The organism is Chitinophaga sp. (assembly GCF_036569185.1).
In the GTDB taxonomy this organism is placed as follows: Bacteria; Bacteroidota; Bacteroidia; order Chitinophagales; family Chitinophagaceae; genus Chitinophaga.
Genome location: NZ_DATCRD010000416.1, coordinates 50,107 through 66,696 on the forward strand (window position 1 = coordinate 50,107; position 16,590 = coordinate 66,696).

General features: G+C 45.5%; 12 protein-coding genes. 11 read left to right on the forward strand and 1 reads right to left on the reverse strand.

The features are described from left to right. The first annotated feature begins 61 nt into the window (after positions 1-61). The 5 genes from VIM72_RS31155 (at position 62) to VIM72_RS31175 (ending at position 8,013) form a co-directional block, all read left to right on the forward strand. Positions 62-3,205, forward strand: coding sequence for a TonB-dependent receptor (locus VIM72_RS31155; protein WP_332006696.1), 3,144 nt, complete (start codon positions 62-64; stop codon positions 3,203-3,205). Positions 3,206-3,216: 11 nt separating this feature from the next. Next, entirely contained in the window at positions 3,217-4,680 is a 1,464-nt protein-coding gene (locus VIM72_RS31160) for a RagB/SusD family nutrient uptake outer membrane protein (RefSeq protein ID WP_332006697.1), read from the forward strand. Positions 4,681-4,861: 181 nt separating this feature from the next. Beyond that, positions 4,862-5,269: a c-type cytochrome gene (locus tag VIM72_RS31165; RefSeq protein WP_332006698.1), complete on the forward strand. Its 408-nt coding sequence runs from the start codon at positions 4,862-4,864 to the stop codon at positions 5,267-5,269. A 288-nt stretch (positions 5,270-5,557) separates the two neighbouring features. Beyond that, the gene (locus VIM72_RS31170; protein ID WP_332006699.1) at positions 5,558-6,802 is read left to right on the forward strand and encodes a DEAD/DEAH box helicase; all 1,245 of its coding nucleotides are present in this window, start codon (positions 5,558-5,560) and stop codon (positions 6,800-6,802) included. 317 nt (positions 6,803-7,119) lie between these two features. After that, entirely contained in the window at positions 7,120-8,013 is an 894-nt protein-coding gene (locus VIM72_RS31175; RefSeq protein ID WP_332006700.1) for a DUF1266 domain-containing protein, read from the forward strand. Here VIM72_RS31175 and VIM72_RS31180 read toward each other — a convergent pair. Continuing rightward, a complete protein-coding gene (locus tag VIM72_RS31180; protein WP_332006701.1) occupies positions 8,010-8,906 on the reverse strand; it encodes a hypothetical protein in 897 nt (298 codons plus the stop codon). The genes VIM72_RS31175 and VIM72_RS31180 overlap by 4 nt on opposite strands. Before the next feature lie 104 nt (positions 8,907-9,010). Here VIM72_RS31180 and VIM72_RS31185 point away from each other — a divergent pair, with 104 nt between their 5' ends. From VIM72_RS31185 to VIM72_RS31210, 6 genes are all read left to right on the forward strand, one after another. Further along, positions 9,011-9,763, forward strand: a complete 753-nt coding sequence (locus VIM72_RS31185) for a hypothetical protein (RefSeq protein ID WP_332006702.1) — start codon at positions 9,011-9,013, stop codon at positions 9,761-9,763. A 15-nt stretch (positions 9,764-9,778) separates the two neighbouring features. Beyond that, positions 9,779-10,141 carry a hypothetical protein gene (locus VIM72_RS31190; RefSeq protein WP_332006703.1) on the forward strand — a complete coding sequence of 121 codons (363 nt, stop codon included), beginning with the start codon at positions 9,779-9,781 and terminating at the stop codon, positions 10,139-10,141. Between the two features lie 1,070 nt (positions 10,142-11,211). Next, positions 11,212-11,880: a sensor histidine kinase gene (locus VIM72_RS31195; protein WP_332006704.1), complete on the forward strand. Its 669-nt coding sequence runs from the start codon at positions 11,212-11,214 to the stop codon at positions 11,878-11,880. A gap of 6 nt (positions 11,881-11,886) precedes the next feature. Beyond that, the gene (locus VIM72_RS31200; protein ID WP_332006705.1) at positions 11,887-12,639 is read left to right on the forward strand and encodes a LytTR family DNA-binding domain-containing protein; all 753 of its coding nucleotides are present in this window, start codon (positions 11,887-11,889) and stop codon (positions 12,637-12,639) included. Between the two features lie 361 nt (positions 12,640-13,000). After that, entirely contained in the window at positions 13,001-13,375 is a 375-nt protein-coding gene (locus VIM72_RS31205) for a response regulator (protein ID WP_332006706.1), read from the forward strand. Between the two features lie 85 nt (positions 13,376-13,460). Beyond that, complete coding sequence (locus VIM72_RS31210) at positions 13,461-16,559, forward strand: lantibiotic dehydratase (protein WP_332006707.1); 3,099 nt, start codon at positions 13,461-13,463, stop codon at positions 16,557-16,559. Positions 16,560-16,590: the final 31 nt, after the last annotated feature.

The window sequence follows — 16,590 nt, forward strand, 5'->3', positions numbered from 1 at the left end:
TTTATTGCCAAAATCTGAATACTACCATTGTAATTTTTATCAACAATTAAATCTAACTGACATGAGGAAACTTCTACTCGTGCTGGCAGGTATGCTATTGGTGGCTACCTCGCTGCTGGCACAGCATTCCCGTACCGTGAAAGGAAAGATAACAGATGATACAGGGAATGGATTACCCGGTGTTTCTGTAAGCTTGCCCGGGGGGAAAACAGGTACCGTCACCGATTCAAAGGGAGAGTTTTCCCTTTCCGTACCAGAGAGCGCTCAATCACTGAAAGTATCTTTCGTAGGATACGAAACAAAAACATTGGCTATTACTGGTAACACGGTAGGCAGTGTAATCCTGATGCCAGATTCAAAAGCTATTTCGGAAGTAGTGGTAGTGGGTTATGGTACACAACGAAAGAAAGATGTAACCGGCAGTATCGCTTCCGTTAAAGGAGGCGCTATCGCTGAATTGCCGGTGCAGAGCTTTGAAGCCGGCCTGGGCGGGCGCGCCGCCGGCGTACAGATCACGGTGCCCAACGGGATTGTGAATAACCCGCCGGTATTCCGTATCCGCGGTTCCAACTCTATTTCCATGAGCGCCTATCCGTTGATTGTTATTGATGGAGTACCTGCATTTTCAGGAGATGTAGGCGCCGGTATTTCCAACTCTCCCCTGAACCCATTATCAAGCATTAACCCGGCTGATATTGCTTCTATTGACATTGCGAAAGATGCCGCCGCTACGGCTATTTACGGTAGCCGCGCTGCCAATGGTGTAGTGTTTGTAACCACCAAAAAAGGAAAGGCCGGCCGCCCGAAAGTAGCCTACGATGGATGGGTGGGTACTACCAGGCCCACCCGCCTGCCCAGGGTATTGAACACGGAACAGTATCTTGAAATGAAAAATGAGGCGTTGGCAAATGCCGGTAATACCGATCGCTATGTAGCTAACACAGATGCCAACGGCAAAGTGATTGATACAAAATGGATGGATGTGATATACCGCGATAAAACAATATCACATAATCACAACGTAAATGTTTCCGGCGGCTCGGAGAACACCAGCTATTATTTTTCAGCCGGATACACCAAGCAACAGGGTATCCTGAAAAAGAATGACTTTGCCCGTAAAAGCCTCCTGTTCAGTATTGACCAGCAATTGGGAAAAGGGTTTTCCATTGGAGCGCGTATGTCTTACTCTAATGAACAAAGCCTGATCACCGGATCATCCGGCTCACTGGAAGGAGAAGCCTTTAACTCGGGAGGACTTGCACGTCTTGCTTTTCTTACTTCTCCACTGGTATCTCCGTATAACAACGACGGAAGCTACAATATCAGCGGCTCGGGTATGAGCGGTGGAAAAAATACACTGCCTGTTGCGATTTACAACCCGCAGGTACTGCTGGATATGGATCATTCCAATACAGAAGCCAGTCATATCCAGGGAAACGTTTACCTGCAGTTAAAACCGGCCGACTGGATCACATTAAAAACCCAGTATGGTGCAGACTACATACTGATGAATAATGATATTTACCTTAATTACCTCTCGGGCGATGGCGTTTCTTCTACCGGCGATGTTAACAGCATTTATACACAGAACAAACGCTGGGTATGGACAAATACCGCACAACTGGACCGTTCCTTTGGTAAGCACAACCTGAGCCTGCTGGCCGGTTTTGAACAGCAGCGTGATGCCCGCGAACGTTATGGCCTGCGCCGCCAGAAGCAGATGGATAATTATTTCAATAACAGTGAAGGCGGCTGGCTCACGGACTTGTCGCGCTACTTACTGCGAAAGGAGAACTACCTGTTATCTGCCTTCGCCCGTTTAAATTATAATTATAACGAGAAATATTATTTAAGCGCCAATATACGACAGGACCAGTACTCCGCTTTTGGTCCCAATTTTAAGAAAGGTACATTCTATGGTTTTTCCGCCGGATGGGAAATTACAAAAGAAGCATTCTGGACAAACGCTGGTCTTAATAATGTGTTCAGCAGTTTCAAGATCAGGGCAAGCCATGGTAAGGTGGGCAACTTCGCAGGTCTTGGCGACTATGATGCATTATCATTGTACAAACCTTCTCCCTATGGCGGCAGTCCATCTATTTATTTTAACCAGGCCGGTAACCCTGATTTGAACTGGGAAACCAGCAAGAAAACAGATGTAGGGTTTACCTATGGCTTATTGAACAACAGGATCAGTGGTGAGTTCTCATACTACTACAATGATATTAACGGGTTAATCCTGTTTGTACCACAGATGCCATCGGCTGGTATTCCAATTACCAGCATCACTGCTACTATTGCTACCATTCCTACCAACGTGGGCAGTATGTACAATAAGGGAATTGAGTTCAGTGTAAATGCAGTTGCGATTGATAAGCGCGATTTCTCCTGGAACATAGGTTTCAATATTGCGCACAATAAAAATGAGATAACATCGCTGGCCGGCGATATCACCGCTATTCCTTTTGTTACCAGTGGCCTGGAGCAAACCAGCATCAATAAGGTGGGATATCCTGCCAGTATGTTGTATGTAGTGCGTACCGATGGAGTGGACCCCGCTACCGGCAGAAGGATCTTTATTAATGCGAATGGCGACAAGGTTTATTTTAATAATGCCGACGCGGTGAAGTATAAATACGAAGATGGTAAAACAGCGCCTACCGTTGGTGTGAAAGATGCAGTTGCCTATAAAAACACTAATCCCAAAGTACTCGGCGGACTGGAGAATACTTTCCGCTATAAAGCTTTTGAGCTGAATGTACTGCTTACTTATCAAACCGGGTTTTATGTTTACTATGGCAGTAATGCAGGATTAAGGGATCAGCGTTACTGGAACAACAGTACCGATGTACTGAACAGGTGGAAGCAACCGGGTGACCAGACAGACATGCCACGTGTAGTATATGGAGATAACATTTCCAACGGTTCTTCCTTTGCCATTGCCGCGAATGTTTTTAAAGGTGATTTTGTGAAATTAAGTACGGCGGCACTCACGTATAATATTCCCGATAATGTTGCAAAATCCATCCGGTTGCAGGGCGCCAGGGTATATGTAAGGGGCCAGAACCTGGCGCTGATCACGAAGTACCCGGGACCGGACCCCGAGGTATCCTCCAATGGTAATAATGCCTCCGGTCAGGGCGTGGACCGTAATACACTTGGCAATGGCCGGACATTTACTGTGGGGCTTAATGTTAACTTTTAAACTAACGGAAGATGAAAAAATATGCTTTGAATATATTGGTTGTTGCGGTGATAGGGTTGAACGCCTGCCAGAAAGATTTGCTGGACCCGGTGCCATCTACAGATATCCCCGATTTCAGGGCTTTTGAAACCAAAGAGCGGATTGCCAGCCAGGCGAATGGACTGTATTCTGTAATGAAGCACGGTAAGTTCCTGGGGGGAAAATATGCCATCGCCAATGAAGTGAGGGGAGAGGACTTTGTGAATGAAAAAGCGAACAACGTAACAATGAATGCCAGCTGGAGAATGGTGCCAACCGGCGAAACGCAGGAGGTGAAAGAGATCTGGTCACAGGGATATATCACTATTAATAACGTGAATGTTTTCCTGGCGGGCATGAATGCAGTTGGGAACCAGGTAGTGGGCGACTCTATAGCGAAACTGTATGCCGGCGACGCGAAGTTTGTACGTGGCGTAAGTTATTTCTCGCTGCTGCAATTATTTGCACGCCCTCACTGGGATGGGGCAGGTAGCAAGCCCGGTTTGATTATTCATACAGAAGGCCATGCTAAAATCGGGAATTATGCCCGTGCCCGTAGCACCGTAAATGAAACCTATGCACAGATTATCCGCGACCTGGATTCGGCAGAGGCATTATTGCCCAAACCCGCTGCCGGGGCGCTAACCTCAATTACACGTGCTAATGCCTATAGCGCCATCGCTTATAAAACCAGGGTATACCTGTTCATGGAACAGTATGATAAGGTGATAGCAGAGGCGGCAAAACTGGTATCCGGCAGCGCACCGTTTGTTTCACCAGGCGGGCACGCATTGGAAGCAGACATTCAGAAGGTATTTGCACCACCTTATTCTACAAAAGAATCTATATTTTCACTGCCATTTACCGGTTCTACAGATGATTTCCCGGGTACGCAAACCCAGCTGGGATATTATTTTACACCATCCTCCAAACCGTTTACAGGTAATGGAGAATACTCCATGCATCCCAATGGCATCATTGCTGATTCTTCCTGGAAGTCAGCCACAGATGCACGCAGGAAGTTCATTGTTCAGTCGCTCGGGAAGAACTACTGGACGAAGTTCCCGACTCCCAGTCCTTTTACAGATTATATTCCGGTGATCAGGTATGCAGAAGTGTTATTGAACCTGGCAGAGGCCAGGGTGCGGCAAACCAATTCGGTTGATCCAACTGCAGTGGCGTTATTATCGGCAGTAAGGCACCGCTCTGATGCCACTATTACTTATACCATCGCCGATTTTGCCAATGCAGCGGCTTTACTGGCAGCTATTACCCGGGAAAAACATATTGAATTGCTGGGAGAAGGCTTCCGTAGCATGGAAATTACCCGGCTGGGTATCCCTTTCCCTGCGAAAAGCAGTACGGTGCCTGTTATTGCACCAACAGTGGCGCAATACATCTGGCCAATATCTTCCGATGAGTTGATCTATAACAAGCTTTGTGTTGACAATAACTAAGTCCTCTTAATTGCAAAAAAAGCCCCCGTGCCCATTTGGGTACGGGGTTTTTATTACCGTTTGTTTGGCGCCGCCGGTGGGATGAAAGAAAAAGCAGGTATATACCTCTACTACCTATTGTTCTTTTTTGTAGATTCCTTTCTGAAGGAAGCATTTATAGACTTATTTAAACCCATTGTCAATGAAAATCAGGAAAAGCTATGTAGTGGTGGCGGCATTTATGGCTGTCGGTACCCTATGTTCACTCGCATTGCCCCAGGAGCCGGAGAAGGCTACTAATCTGAAAGTATTACCGAAAGACATTAGTCATGACGACCTCATTAAGGTAATGCGGGGCTTTAACGCCGCGTTGGGTGTGAAATGTAATTTCTGTCACGAGCCCCGGAAGGATGACGCCAAGAAACTGGATTTCGCCAGCGACGCCAATCCGCATAAAGGCACTGCCAGGGACATGATGAAAATGACCAAACGTATCAACAAGAAGTTCTTTAAGGGTAGTGAAGTAATGGCGGTTTCCTGCTATACCTGCCACCACGGGAATGAAGAGCCAAAAACCAAACCGGATGCTGCACCGGAAGCGGCAAAGTAAATTTTTAAGGCCGCGTCATAGCGGCCTTTTTAATTTAGCCCTGTATAATGGCAATTTTGGGCATTTTTACACCGGGACAAACCCCTTTCATATGTCTTTTTTTTAATTTATCCACATCCTGACAAGAAAAATCAGTATCTTTGCTCCGTCTGTTGAGTTAAAAGCATAAAGCACAGAAATATCTATTCTCTCCAGTCCGGAAATCTTTTCTTTACTGCTCTCCTCAATTGTAATAACGCTAAAAACTAAGAAGCGTTATTTTATATTTATTACATCACATATATCAACATGTTATTTGAGCAATTAGGGCTTATTGAGCCTATTTTAAAAGCAGTTAAAAACGAAGGGTACACCACACCTACTCCTATACAATTACAATCTATTCCTATTGTATTGGAAGGGAAAGACCTTCTCGGCTGCGCACAAACGGGTACCGGTAAAACGGCCGCGTTTGCTATTCCCATCTTGCAGTTATTACATAACAATACCCCGGCAAAACAGGGTTTTAAACATATCCGTACACTGATCCTCACGCCTACCAGGGAACTGGCCATGCAGATCGATGAAAGTTTTGCCGCTTATGGCAAATACACCGGCCTGAAACACGATGTGATTTTTGGTGGTGTTCCCCAGCACAGGCAAACCATTGCCCTGCGTAACGGAACCGATATTCTCATTGCCACGCCAGGCCGTTTGCTCGACCTGATGAACCAGGGGTATATTTACCTGAGTCACCTCGAAATATTTGTATTGGATGAAGCCGACCGTATGCTGGATATGGGTTTTATCAACGATATCAAAAAGGTGATCAGGGAACTGCCACAGCAACGCCAAACGCTTTTCTTCTCGGCTACCATGCCGCCAAGCATTGCGCAACTGGCTAACTCATTACTTTATAAACCGGAGAAAGTTACCATTACACCGGTATCTTCCACCGCGGAAAGGATTGAGCAATCTGTTTATTTTGTGAAGAAGAAAGATAAACAGTCGCTGTTGGAAACCATCCTGAAAGACCGCCGTATTGAGCGCACCATTGTGTTTACGCAAACCAAGCATGGCGCCGACAGGATCGCTAAAAACCTGAAGAAACGCAATATCAATGCAGATGCCCTGCATGGCGATAAGTCGCAGGCTTCCCGTCAGAATACCCTGAACAATTTCAAGAACGGCCGCCTCCGGGTATTGGTGGCTACAGATATTGCAGCGAGAGGGATTGATGTGGATTCGCTGGAACATGTAATCAACTACGACCTGCCAAATGTGTCTGAAACTTACGTACATCGTATAGGCAGAACCGGTAGGGCAGGTGCGGCTGGTTATGCGCTTTCTTTCTGTGATACCACTGAAAGGCCATATCTCCACAGTATCAATAAACTGATCCGGCAAACCATTCCGTCTGTGCCTCATCCGTTTGAAGAGGCGGCCCTGATGGAAGCCAACAGCGCTAACCCGGATATGCCAAAGGCGCCGCCAAGAAGGCCCAAACCGCATAACCGCAGGGGCAAAATTGATAAGCGCGACAAAACGTTTTAGATAGTCATAGTGACAGGGATGTTGTACCACAACATCCCTTTTATTTTGCATATACAGGCCAGCTTTCAGCCATGATCCCGGGCGCCGGCCCGGAACTGAAGGCACTACCGGTAACGGGTAAACGGGCATTTAACTTTGTTCCGGTCGCCACAAACCGCCCTTCCCCCAGGCAGATATTGGGCCTACTTTTACTTAAATAACAGGTAGGTATCAGAACATTATCTATATTTGCTGTACCTAAAGAAAAATCTTTGCCCCGGTTTTATCCGTAAATACCAGGAATTAGCTCATTTTAACCGAACCCTTAACCAATCCTAATGGATCAGCAGCACTATATGGAGCAACAACTGCGTAACATGGGACTTAGTGAAGAAGCAATTGCCATGTATAAGCAGCAACTGGCACACCCGGCTAGTCCGGCTGATTGGCCAGCCCTTTATAAGAATAGTGTGAAACAATTCAACCAGTTATTTTCAGGCGACGATGCAGATGTAACCGATGGGGATGAACATCCGCCGGTTATATATCTGAATCAGCATAGCCGGCTGGATGCCAGGCAGCAATGGGCGGTTGCCTGCGGGGCTGATATAGCCTTTGTAAACCGCCAGTACCTGAATGATCTCAGCACCGGGGCCGGTTGGGAACAATGCCGTGAGCAGTTGCTGGAGTGGTGGGATATCAGGGATACTGCTGCATTGCAGGAAAAGCTGGGCTGGTTACAGGAAAGCGGCCACCGGATAGAATACGATATTATCTGGCAGGCCATTAATGCCGTATCCATGAAAGAGAGTAAAGCCTTTCTGAGAGAGCATATTGCTACCAATGAGCTGGAGGAGGCCGTGGTAATGGAGCGCCTGCGTAATACCCGCAATGCCCTTGACCTGTTCAGGAAGCGGGAACTGATCAGTGAAAGCCTGCAGCCGGATATGCTTATCTGGGATTTTGCCCGTATTATAAACCTCAGCCGCCTGGGGTATGATGCCGGTTATATCAGTGCTGAGCAGTCAAATGAATATATGCAGGCCTGTGTGCCGTTGATAAAGCGTACCTATACTTCCTGGAAGCACCTTTCGGTTTCCTACCAGTTTGCCCGTTGTGTGTGGAATGGCGTAGAAATGGGCAGCTTTGATATCCTGCGTAATAACATGGAGTACCTGCTAACGGCGCCGGGAAGCCCCTGGGTGCAATTATCGTTCAACCCTGACCGTTAGTGCTGCATAATCCTGTTCTGTTCACTGTCTTTCAGATGTACCAGGATATGTTTAGGAAGCAGCGGACTGTCGAAGGCCAGGTCTATGGACGTTCTCTGGAAGTCTTTTACTTTTGCCACCCGGTGAAATATTTCATACAGCGCTATTGGTTCTTCATTAAAGCTTACACAGGTGCTTACAAAGTTTAGCTCATTAATGACATACCCGGTTCGCTTGATATTATCTTCCAGGTTTTTCAGCCGGCCAATGAAATGACGTTGACGGATAAACGTAGTACTGTTCATGATAATAAAGATGTAGTTGGCATAGGAAGTTATTTTACCATAATACATATGATTATCCCTCCCGGTGCGCTCCACCAGGTATTCGTCGCCCGACTTATATATTTCCAGCGCAGATCTCCAGATGCGTTCCTCCGCTTTTTTACCTGATTTAAATGGAAGATTACGGTTATAGCAATACCAGTATCCTACCAGGTGGTCCAGTAGTTTATGATTAACCGCCGACAGGGGAATACCGATCCTGAGCTCATGAAATGGGTATACTTCCGACGAATTATTGATGAAATCAATATAGCTGGCAAAGCCCAGCGCCACTGCCATTACATTGAGCTTGGAGAAATTAGGGCTGCTCAGGGAAGCAATGGCAGCGCTGTTTTTGGCGGCTTTGAGCTTCCTGATCACCAGGTGCTCATAGAAGTAGTTATCACCGAAAAGGGAGGGGGGCGCGCTTATCTTTTTTAAGCGTTGCTGTTTGCCGATAATGGTATTGAACTCATTTACCACATGGCTCCACTCTGATTTTGAAACGTCTTCCCAGCTTACCTTTTTAAGATATTGGTAAGCGATGTAATTCATCAGCCGTTCCAGGTTAAGCAATTCTTCCTTACTCATAATAATACGATTATAATACAGAAAAAGGACGGTGTAAGATACGCACAAGACTTTAGTATTCTTAAATTATTTCATCTTGGTAATAACAATAAAAAAATGAAATTATGATGATGAAAAACAACCAGTTCATAGGCTTATCGCCAGGTAAGTTACTATGGGAACAGATCAATAACTTCCATTTGGACGAACCGGGCATAAAGTTCCCGTTTTCAAAGAAGCTGGCCAGGGAACAGCGCTGGAGTGAGGCTTTCACGAGGCAGGCGATACAGGAGTATAAGCGGTTCATTTATCTCTGTTGTATTTCTCCAACAGGCGCTTCCCCTTCCGAAATTGTAGATAAGGTCTGGCACCAGCATTTGCTTTACACGCAGAATTACTGGGAAGTATTTTGTGAGAAAACGCTGGGCAGAAAGATCCACCACTTCCCATCAGGCGGGGGGAAGGCAGAGAAACATAAACACGACGCCTGGCAGGAAGATACGTTGCAGTTGTACAGGCAGTGCTTTGGCGAAGATCCCCCGGAAGCTATCTGGTTAAATAAATCTCCTGTTACTCCATCTTCCTTTTTCAGGCGCTTTACCTTGTTTCCCCGGCGCTGGTTAATCCCTCTTCTCTTCTTTTCTTTCTTTTTCTTTACCGGTTGTAGAGGCAACGACGCTACTTTCTTTGGTGTTATGGTGGTAATAATGCTGCTTGCATTTATCCTTACGGTAACCAATAAAGATAAAAATACGAAGGCTGACGGTGGTGTTGATACCGGTAGTAATGGTTGTAGCAGTGGCAGCAGTTGCGGCAGTAGTTGTGGCAGCAGCTGCGGCAGCGGGTGCGGAGGTGGGTGTGGAGGCTGCGGTTCCTGATCTAAACAATGAACTATGAAAAAGAATATGTTTCCCCGGATGCTTTTCGTTTATATGCTTATTGCCGTCATCTATTTCTTACCCTTCTTATATATTTACCATGTTACATTACAATGGAACCCTTTTGCCATTAACGGGAAGAAGTTCCTGGTTTTCTATGGCAGCGGTATTATCGTTGGTTACTCCACCCTATTATTATCCCGGAAATTCAGCTTTTTTTCCCTTTTTTTGAGAGAATGGACAATTGTATTACTTCTGGCCGGGGTAGCCCGGTTATGCCAGGGGCTTTATCATCATAAGCCGGTAGGTTACCTGTTGTTATTAATGATAAGCTTGCTGCTGCTATGGCGGCAGGTGGCATATAATAAAAAGAGATAGACAAATTGCCTATCTCTTTAGAGCTGTAAGGGGGAAATTCATAGTGTTTCCATAGAATAGAATAGTATTAGCAGGTAGATGTTCATACCCTTATCGATAGTCTTTTTGGAGTTTACAAAGGATAAAATTCGCTAGGTTTTCTGACCAGATTGGTGTAATATTATTAATAAATTAAATGTCAATATTAAAGTGACAATGGTAACAACAATGGATGAAAGGTATCTTTTTATGCAGCAGACTGCACTTTCATCATTGTTTTTGTAGAATTTGTAACGGCAAAGAGCTTTAGCCAGCGAATATATTCAGGCTTGCATCTCAAAAGTCAGCATTTAATAGCTGGCAATTAAACTTATTAGATGAATTGACTAATAAACGCGATGAAAATGCGGTTGTATCCAACATTGTGCACTTTAAGGGATTTCAGAAGGCATTCATAATGTGTAAGTTATAGACAAGAAGCGTTATTTGTATAATAACAAAAATTTATATGATAAAAGAATATTCAGATTGGTAAAGTATTTTTATCTTACTTGCTTCCTTCTTACTGTAAATTATTATTTATATTCAGGGATACGATGCTAGCTTTTTTCAGACGTAAAACCAATGGAGAGCCGCCTGATATCAGCCGGAAGCTCATGGAGTGGTTTTCTTTTTTTCTATCTGATAAGTATTATGGAACAAGGATAAGAGTATGGGCCCATCTGCTAATGTGGGGATGTATGGCGTTATTATATGCTTTTCTGATGAGCTCAAGTTTTGAGGTATCAATAAGTGCCAGCCTGGTGTTTGTAGTCCGTAATATTCTGGGAGCAGTGTTTTTCTTTTACACGGTTTTTTACTTTATTATACCTAAAGTTTTACTTAAAGGTTATTTTTTTCTGACGATATTATTTTTGCTGATACCTTTTTTGTTCTGGTCTATCATCAATTATCTTTGTTCATTATATGCGGTTGTTTTTCTGGATATTACGGATAGCGCACTAAAAAGTTTCCTGGTAAGGGTAGTAGATGCGGGATGGGTTGATACTTTTTCACCGAATCACCTCTTTAAAATTTTCCTTCCAGTATTGATGACTGTAGCGCCGCCTATGTCACTCAAGCTGATCCTGGACATCATCAGGGCCTCTACCCGGACGTTGAGGCTGGAACGGGATAACCTGAACCTGGAAGTGGATTTTCTTCGTTCACAGCTCAATCCGCATTTCCTGTTCAATACGTTGAATAATATTTATTCACTATCTATCAGGAATGATTCGCTGGCATCAGATCTGATTATGCACCTGTCGGAAATGATGCGGTATACCCTCTATGATTCCAATACAGAAATGGTACCGCTGCACCTGGAAGCGGAGTTTCTAAAAAACTATTTTGAGTTGGAAAGTGTGCGCTATGGGAAAAATGCCAGTATATATTTTAATTGTGACACTGAGAAAATGGATGGCTACCAGATAGCGCCATTGCTGATGTTTCCGTTTGTCGAAAATGCTTTTAAATATTCGCATAGCACTACAACAGATAAATGCTGGATCCATGCGTCAATGGACGTATCAGATAACAAATTGAAATTTGAAATTTCAAATAGCAAAGGAGAGCTGCCGGAAGGCAAAAAAGTAGCAGGGGGGATCGGATTGAGCAATACCCGTAAAAGGCTTATCCTATTATATCCTGACCAACACATTTTATTTATTGAAAATAATCCCGAATATTACAAAGTTGTCTTGACACTAACGCTGAATTAGAAAAATATGGATCAAGTAATTACCTGCCTTGTAGTGGATGATGAGCCGTTTGCGAGGGATTTAATGGAAAATTACATTGGAAGGGTGCCTTATCTGCAACCTGTAGCTTTTTGCGAAAATGCCTTTGATGCAATTAATGAACTGCAGCGGCAATCTGTTGACCTGCTGTTTTCCGACATCCAGATGCCCAATATTAATGGTATTGAAATGATCCGCTCTTTGAGCAATCCGCCTGTTGTAATTTTTACTACCGCCTCAAGAGATCATGCTATTGCGGGCTTTGAGCTGGATGCGGTGGATTACCTGGTAAAACCCATCTCTTTCGACAGGTTCCTCAAAGCAGTGAACAAAGCGCGGGCACATATCAGTCAGCGCTGGCAACCTGCTGCTGCTGAAACTGTCAAACCCAAAGCCCAGGTCACTAATCACCTGTTCGTAAAAGACAATAACAAGCTGACAAAGATCCTCTTCGATGATATTTATTACGTGGAAGGGATGAAAGACTATATCAAGATCGTATGCAGGGAAAAAAATATTATCACCTATATGCGAATGAAGGCCATAGAAGATATTTTGCCGCCCGACCAGTTTATGCGCATCCATAAATCCTATATTGTGCGGCTCCAGGCCATTAAATCTATCATGGGGAATACGGTGGAAGTTGTTAACGGCCAGTCAGTGATTATTTCCAAAGCCTCCCGGCAGGATCTCAAGCGTTTGCTTGGCATTGCTAATTATAACGATGAGGAGGAGGAATAGCTATGGGCTTAGCCCGGTCTGTTGGTCGAAGAAATGGGCAATTATGTCTAATAAAATATGATATTTGAGATCATTGGGCGAGCTTCGGTTGTGGATTTGTAGATCAGATCACTTTAAAAGCATATTTTATGTTGGAAAACAAATTGTCTGTGAATCGCCGCCCTATGTTAATTTTAGAAAAGGAAATTATATCAAAAGCTGATATAAGTACGATAGAAAACATAAGGGCTTCCAAAAATGAAGGAGCAGCAGCAATACCATCCAGTATTCCGACTACTCCTACTTTGACAGGAGGTTTTATACGCTAGTTCTTAAACAAATTTGATTATTATTCCTAATTGATTAACCCCTTTGGTCAGAAATGCAATACAGATGTGCCATAGTAGATGACGAGCCTCTGGCATTAGATATACTGGAAAGCTATATCCAAAGAACCTCCTATCTGAAACTTGTAAAAAAAGCATCGGAGCTGGATACTGTGGAAAGCCTGATCGCTGAAAGAAAGGTGGATGTTGTTTTTTTGGATGTTAACCTGAGAGGCAATACAAGAGATATTATAGCGCAGTTTCTGAAAAAGGACTGCGTTTTCATCCTTGTTACTGCCTATTCCAGCCGAGAGGTGCAACATCTTTGCCGGGAAGAACGGCAGGGATACCTGGGTAAGCCCGCCAGTTATAAGAAGTTTGTGGATGAAATGGAAAGAGTGATTCCGGGTGTCAAAATAGCGGTCACCTGAGATCTCTGAAAACATTTTATCTTTATTCAGTCATACGGAGCAGGGAAGCCTGGCTTTCCCACTAAAGTAAGTATGCCTGTCATGTATGTCCCGTCTGCGTATCTGCGATTTCTTTTTATTGAGAATGCCACTATTGTCATATGAAGAAGTGTTACAACTGCATCGTAACACCTCCAATGACCAGGAGGCCTTTGTAGCTGCCCTCCGGAAAATATATTCCCGCCCTTTACTTCAGGAAGCTGTTTTCCTTGCCAGCCAGGAACTGTATACCGAAATGATGAAGTGGTTGCCGGCGGTGGATAATTCCCTGAAACTACCGCTTGCCTTGTATCGTTATCTGCTGAGGATGAGTACCCGCTGTACCCCGTACGGCTTGTTCGCCGGATGCAGCACCGGGTATATTCACACAGGTCCCACGCAATTACCGGCCCCGGCCTTATCGCAACATCAACCGGTAGCAAGACTGGATATGGCATATTTATCCGAACTGATGGGCGCACTGGCCCGGCAGCAGGAAGTTGGCAGCCAACTGCGCTATTTCCCCAACAACAGTTTATACCGCTCCGGAGATGCCTACCGGTATTTTGAATACCAGCTGCGCAATAAAAGACGGCAGTACTTTCTCAGCGCCTTTTTACAGAATGATTATATAGAAGCATTGCTGGCGGCTGCCAGCAAAGGAACAGACCTGCCAGGGCTAATGGCTGTACTAACGGCCATGGATATCCCGGAAGCAGAAGCCCGGGCTTTTATTGAAACCCTGATCCATAACCAGATACTGGTAACTGCATTATCACCCCAGGTTACGGGTGGTGATAACCTGGGCAAACTGATCAGCAGCCTGCAGGCCCTGAGCCCTGTCCCGGCCTGGCTACCAGCATTGCAGCAGGTGCAGCAGCTTTTGCAAGAGCCTGCCGGAGGCGTAAGCAGGTACCAGGAAGTGACTCATATACTAACCTCATATTTCCCGGCCGTGAGCGCCAAAGATCCTATACAGGTGGATCTTTTTTTTCAGCCCGCTTCTGTCCGCCTGGCCGAAACTGTTACCAATACCCTGCTGCAACGGTTGGAACGGCTGTGCGTATTCAGCAATTCAGGCGCTGCTGCCGACTTACAGCAGTTTAAGGAACGGTTCCTCCGGCAGTACGATCAGCGGGAAATACCCCTTATGATGGCGCTGGATAGTGAATCAGGTATTGGATACGGTATTGCAACAGGGGAATACGCCAGTTATACGCCACTTGTAGACGACCTTATAATGCCTGCAGGGAAGAAAGACGGCGTGGTTAACTGGAACGCTCAAACGAAGTTTGTACTAAAGCATTTCCTCGTGTCCAGCGCAAGGCGGGCTGCGGTGATTTCGCTAACGGATACAGACCTGGACGAGCTGGCAGCGGGTACAAATAAACCGGAATTGCCCCCCTTTCTTTGCCTGATGGGCTCGCTGATAGCAGATACCGCGGCTGACATGGATAACGGCAACTTTCATTTTTTGCTGAAGGCATGTCACGGCCCCAATGCACTGGCCCTGATGGGCCGGTTTGCCGCCGGTAACCCGGAGCTGGAAAACCTGTTACGTGATTTCGCCAGGAAGGAGCAGCTATTGGAAAAAAACAGGCTGCTCGCAGAAATAGTCCATCTGCCGGAAGGCCGCACCGGAAATGTATTACTACGGCCATCCCTGTACGATTATGAAATACCGTTCCTGGGAAAGAGCAGCGTACCGGAAGAGTTCCAATTGCCGGTAAGCGATCTGCTGGTAAGTATACGGAACAACAGGGTGATACTGCGCTCGCAACGTTGGCAGAAAGAAGTAGTGCCCCGGCTCACCAGCGCCCATAACTTTTCACGTGGACTATCGGTCTATAAATTTCTGTGCGATCTGCAACAACAGGATGCCTTTTCTATACAGTGGAACTGGGGAGTTTTACAGGAAGAACCTTTTCTTCCCAGGGTGGTATACCATGAGGTAATCCTGGAAAGAGCCAGGTGGTATTTAACCCGTGAAGCCTTCGAATCACTGCTGGCGTCCCATACGGCCGATGAGGCATTGCTGCTTTTAAAAGAACAACATGGGCTGCCGGGGCATGTACAGCTGACGGAAGGTGATAAGGACCTGCTGATAGATTTTACCAGCGCTTTTGGCCGCATGTTGCTGACCGATAAACTGAAGAAAGGAAATGTGGTATTATATGAGTGCCTGTTTAATGAAACCACGCGCCTGTCTGCCAATGAACAAGGCGCTTTCTGTAATGAAATCATTATACCGTTGTCAAATGCTGCCTGGCAGCCGCCGGCCGGTTCAATGGCAACGCCAGCCGCAACAAGCCTGCAACGTAGCTTTGCTCCTGGCAGCGAATGGATGTATATCAAAATATACTGTGGCCCTAAATGGATGGATAAGCTGCTGCTTAAAGTACTAGCGCCCCTGATCAGGGAGCTGCGGTTATCAGGGATAACAGACCGTTGGTTCTTTACCAGGTACCAGGATCCGGATCATCACATACGGCTCCGGTTTCATCTTCCGCAATATCATCAGCACAGCAGCCTGGTGATGCAGCGGGTGGAAGAGATATTGCTTCCTTATCTTAATAACGACATTGTCCGGAAAATACAACTGGATACTTATGTACGCGAGCTGGAACGTTATGGCCCGGCTTTAATGGAGCATAGCGAAGCTTTCTTTTTTCACGACAGTGAAGCAGTGTTGCAATTGTTGCAAACCATTGGCGGCGCTGAAAACCAGGAACGATGGCTGCTGGCATTAAAAGGGGCTGATGAGTTACTGAATGCTTTCGGTTATACGCCATTGATGAAAATGAAATTACTGCAGCAGCTGCAGCAACAGTTCTTTGCAGAACATCACGGAGATGCCGCATTGCTGTTGCAGTTAAACAATAAATACCGTGCACACAGAAGATGGATCAATGCTGTGCTGATGAATAACGTACACGATTATACGTTGCCGGATGGCGCGCAGGAAGTATTCAGGCAACGTGCAATTGCCTGGAAGGATATTATACAGGACCTGCAAACTATACAGCAGAACGCAGTAACGGAATTACCGCCGCATTACCTGCACATGTTCCTGAACCGGATGTTTGCAGCCAATGCACGTTTGCATGAGCTGGTAATTTATCATTACCTGATGAAATATTATGTGTCTCTGGTTGCCAGGAGCTAACGCCATTCATCCATAAATTACGGATTCCATA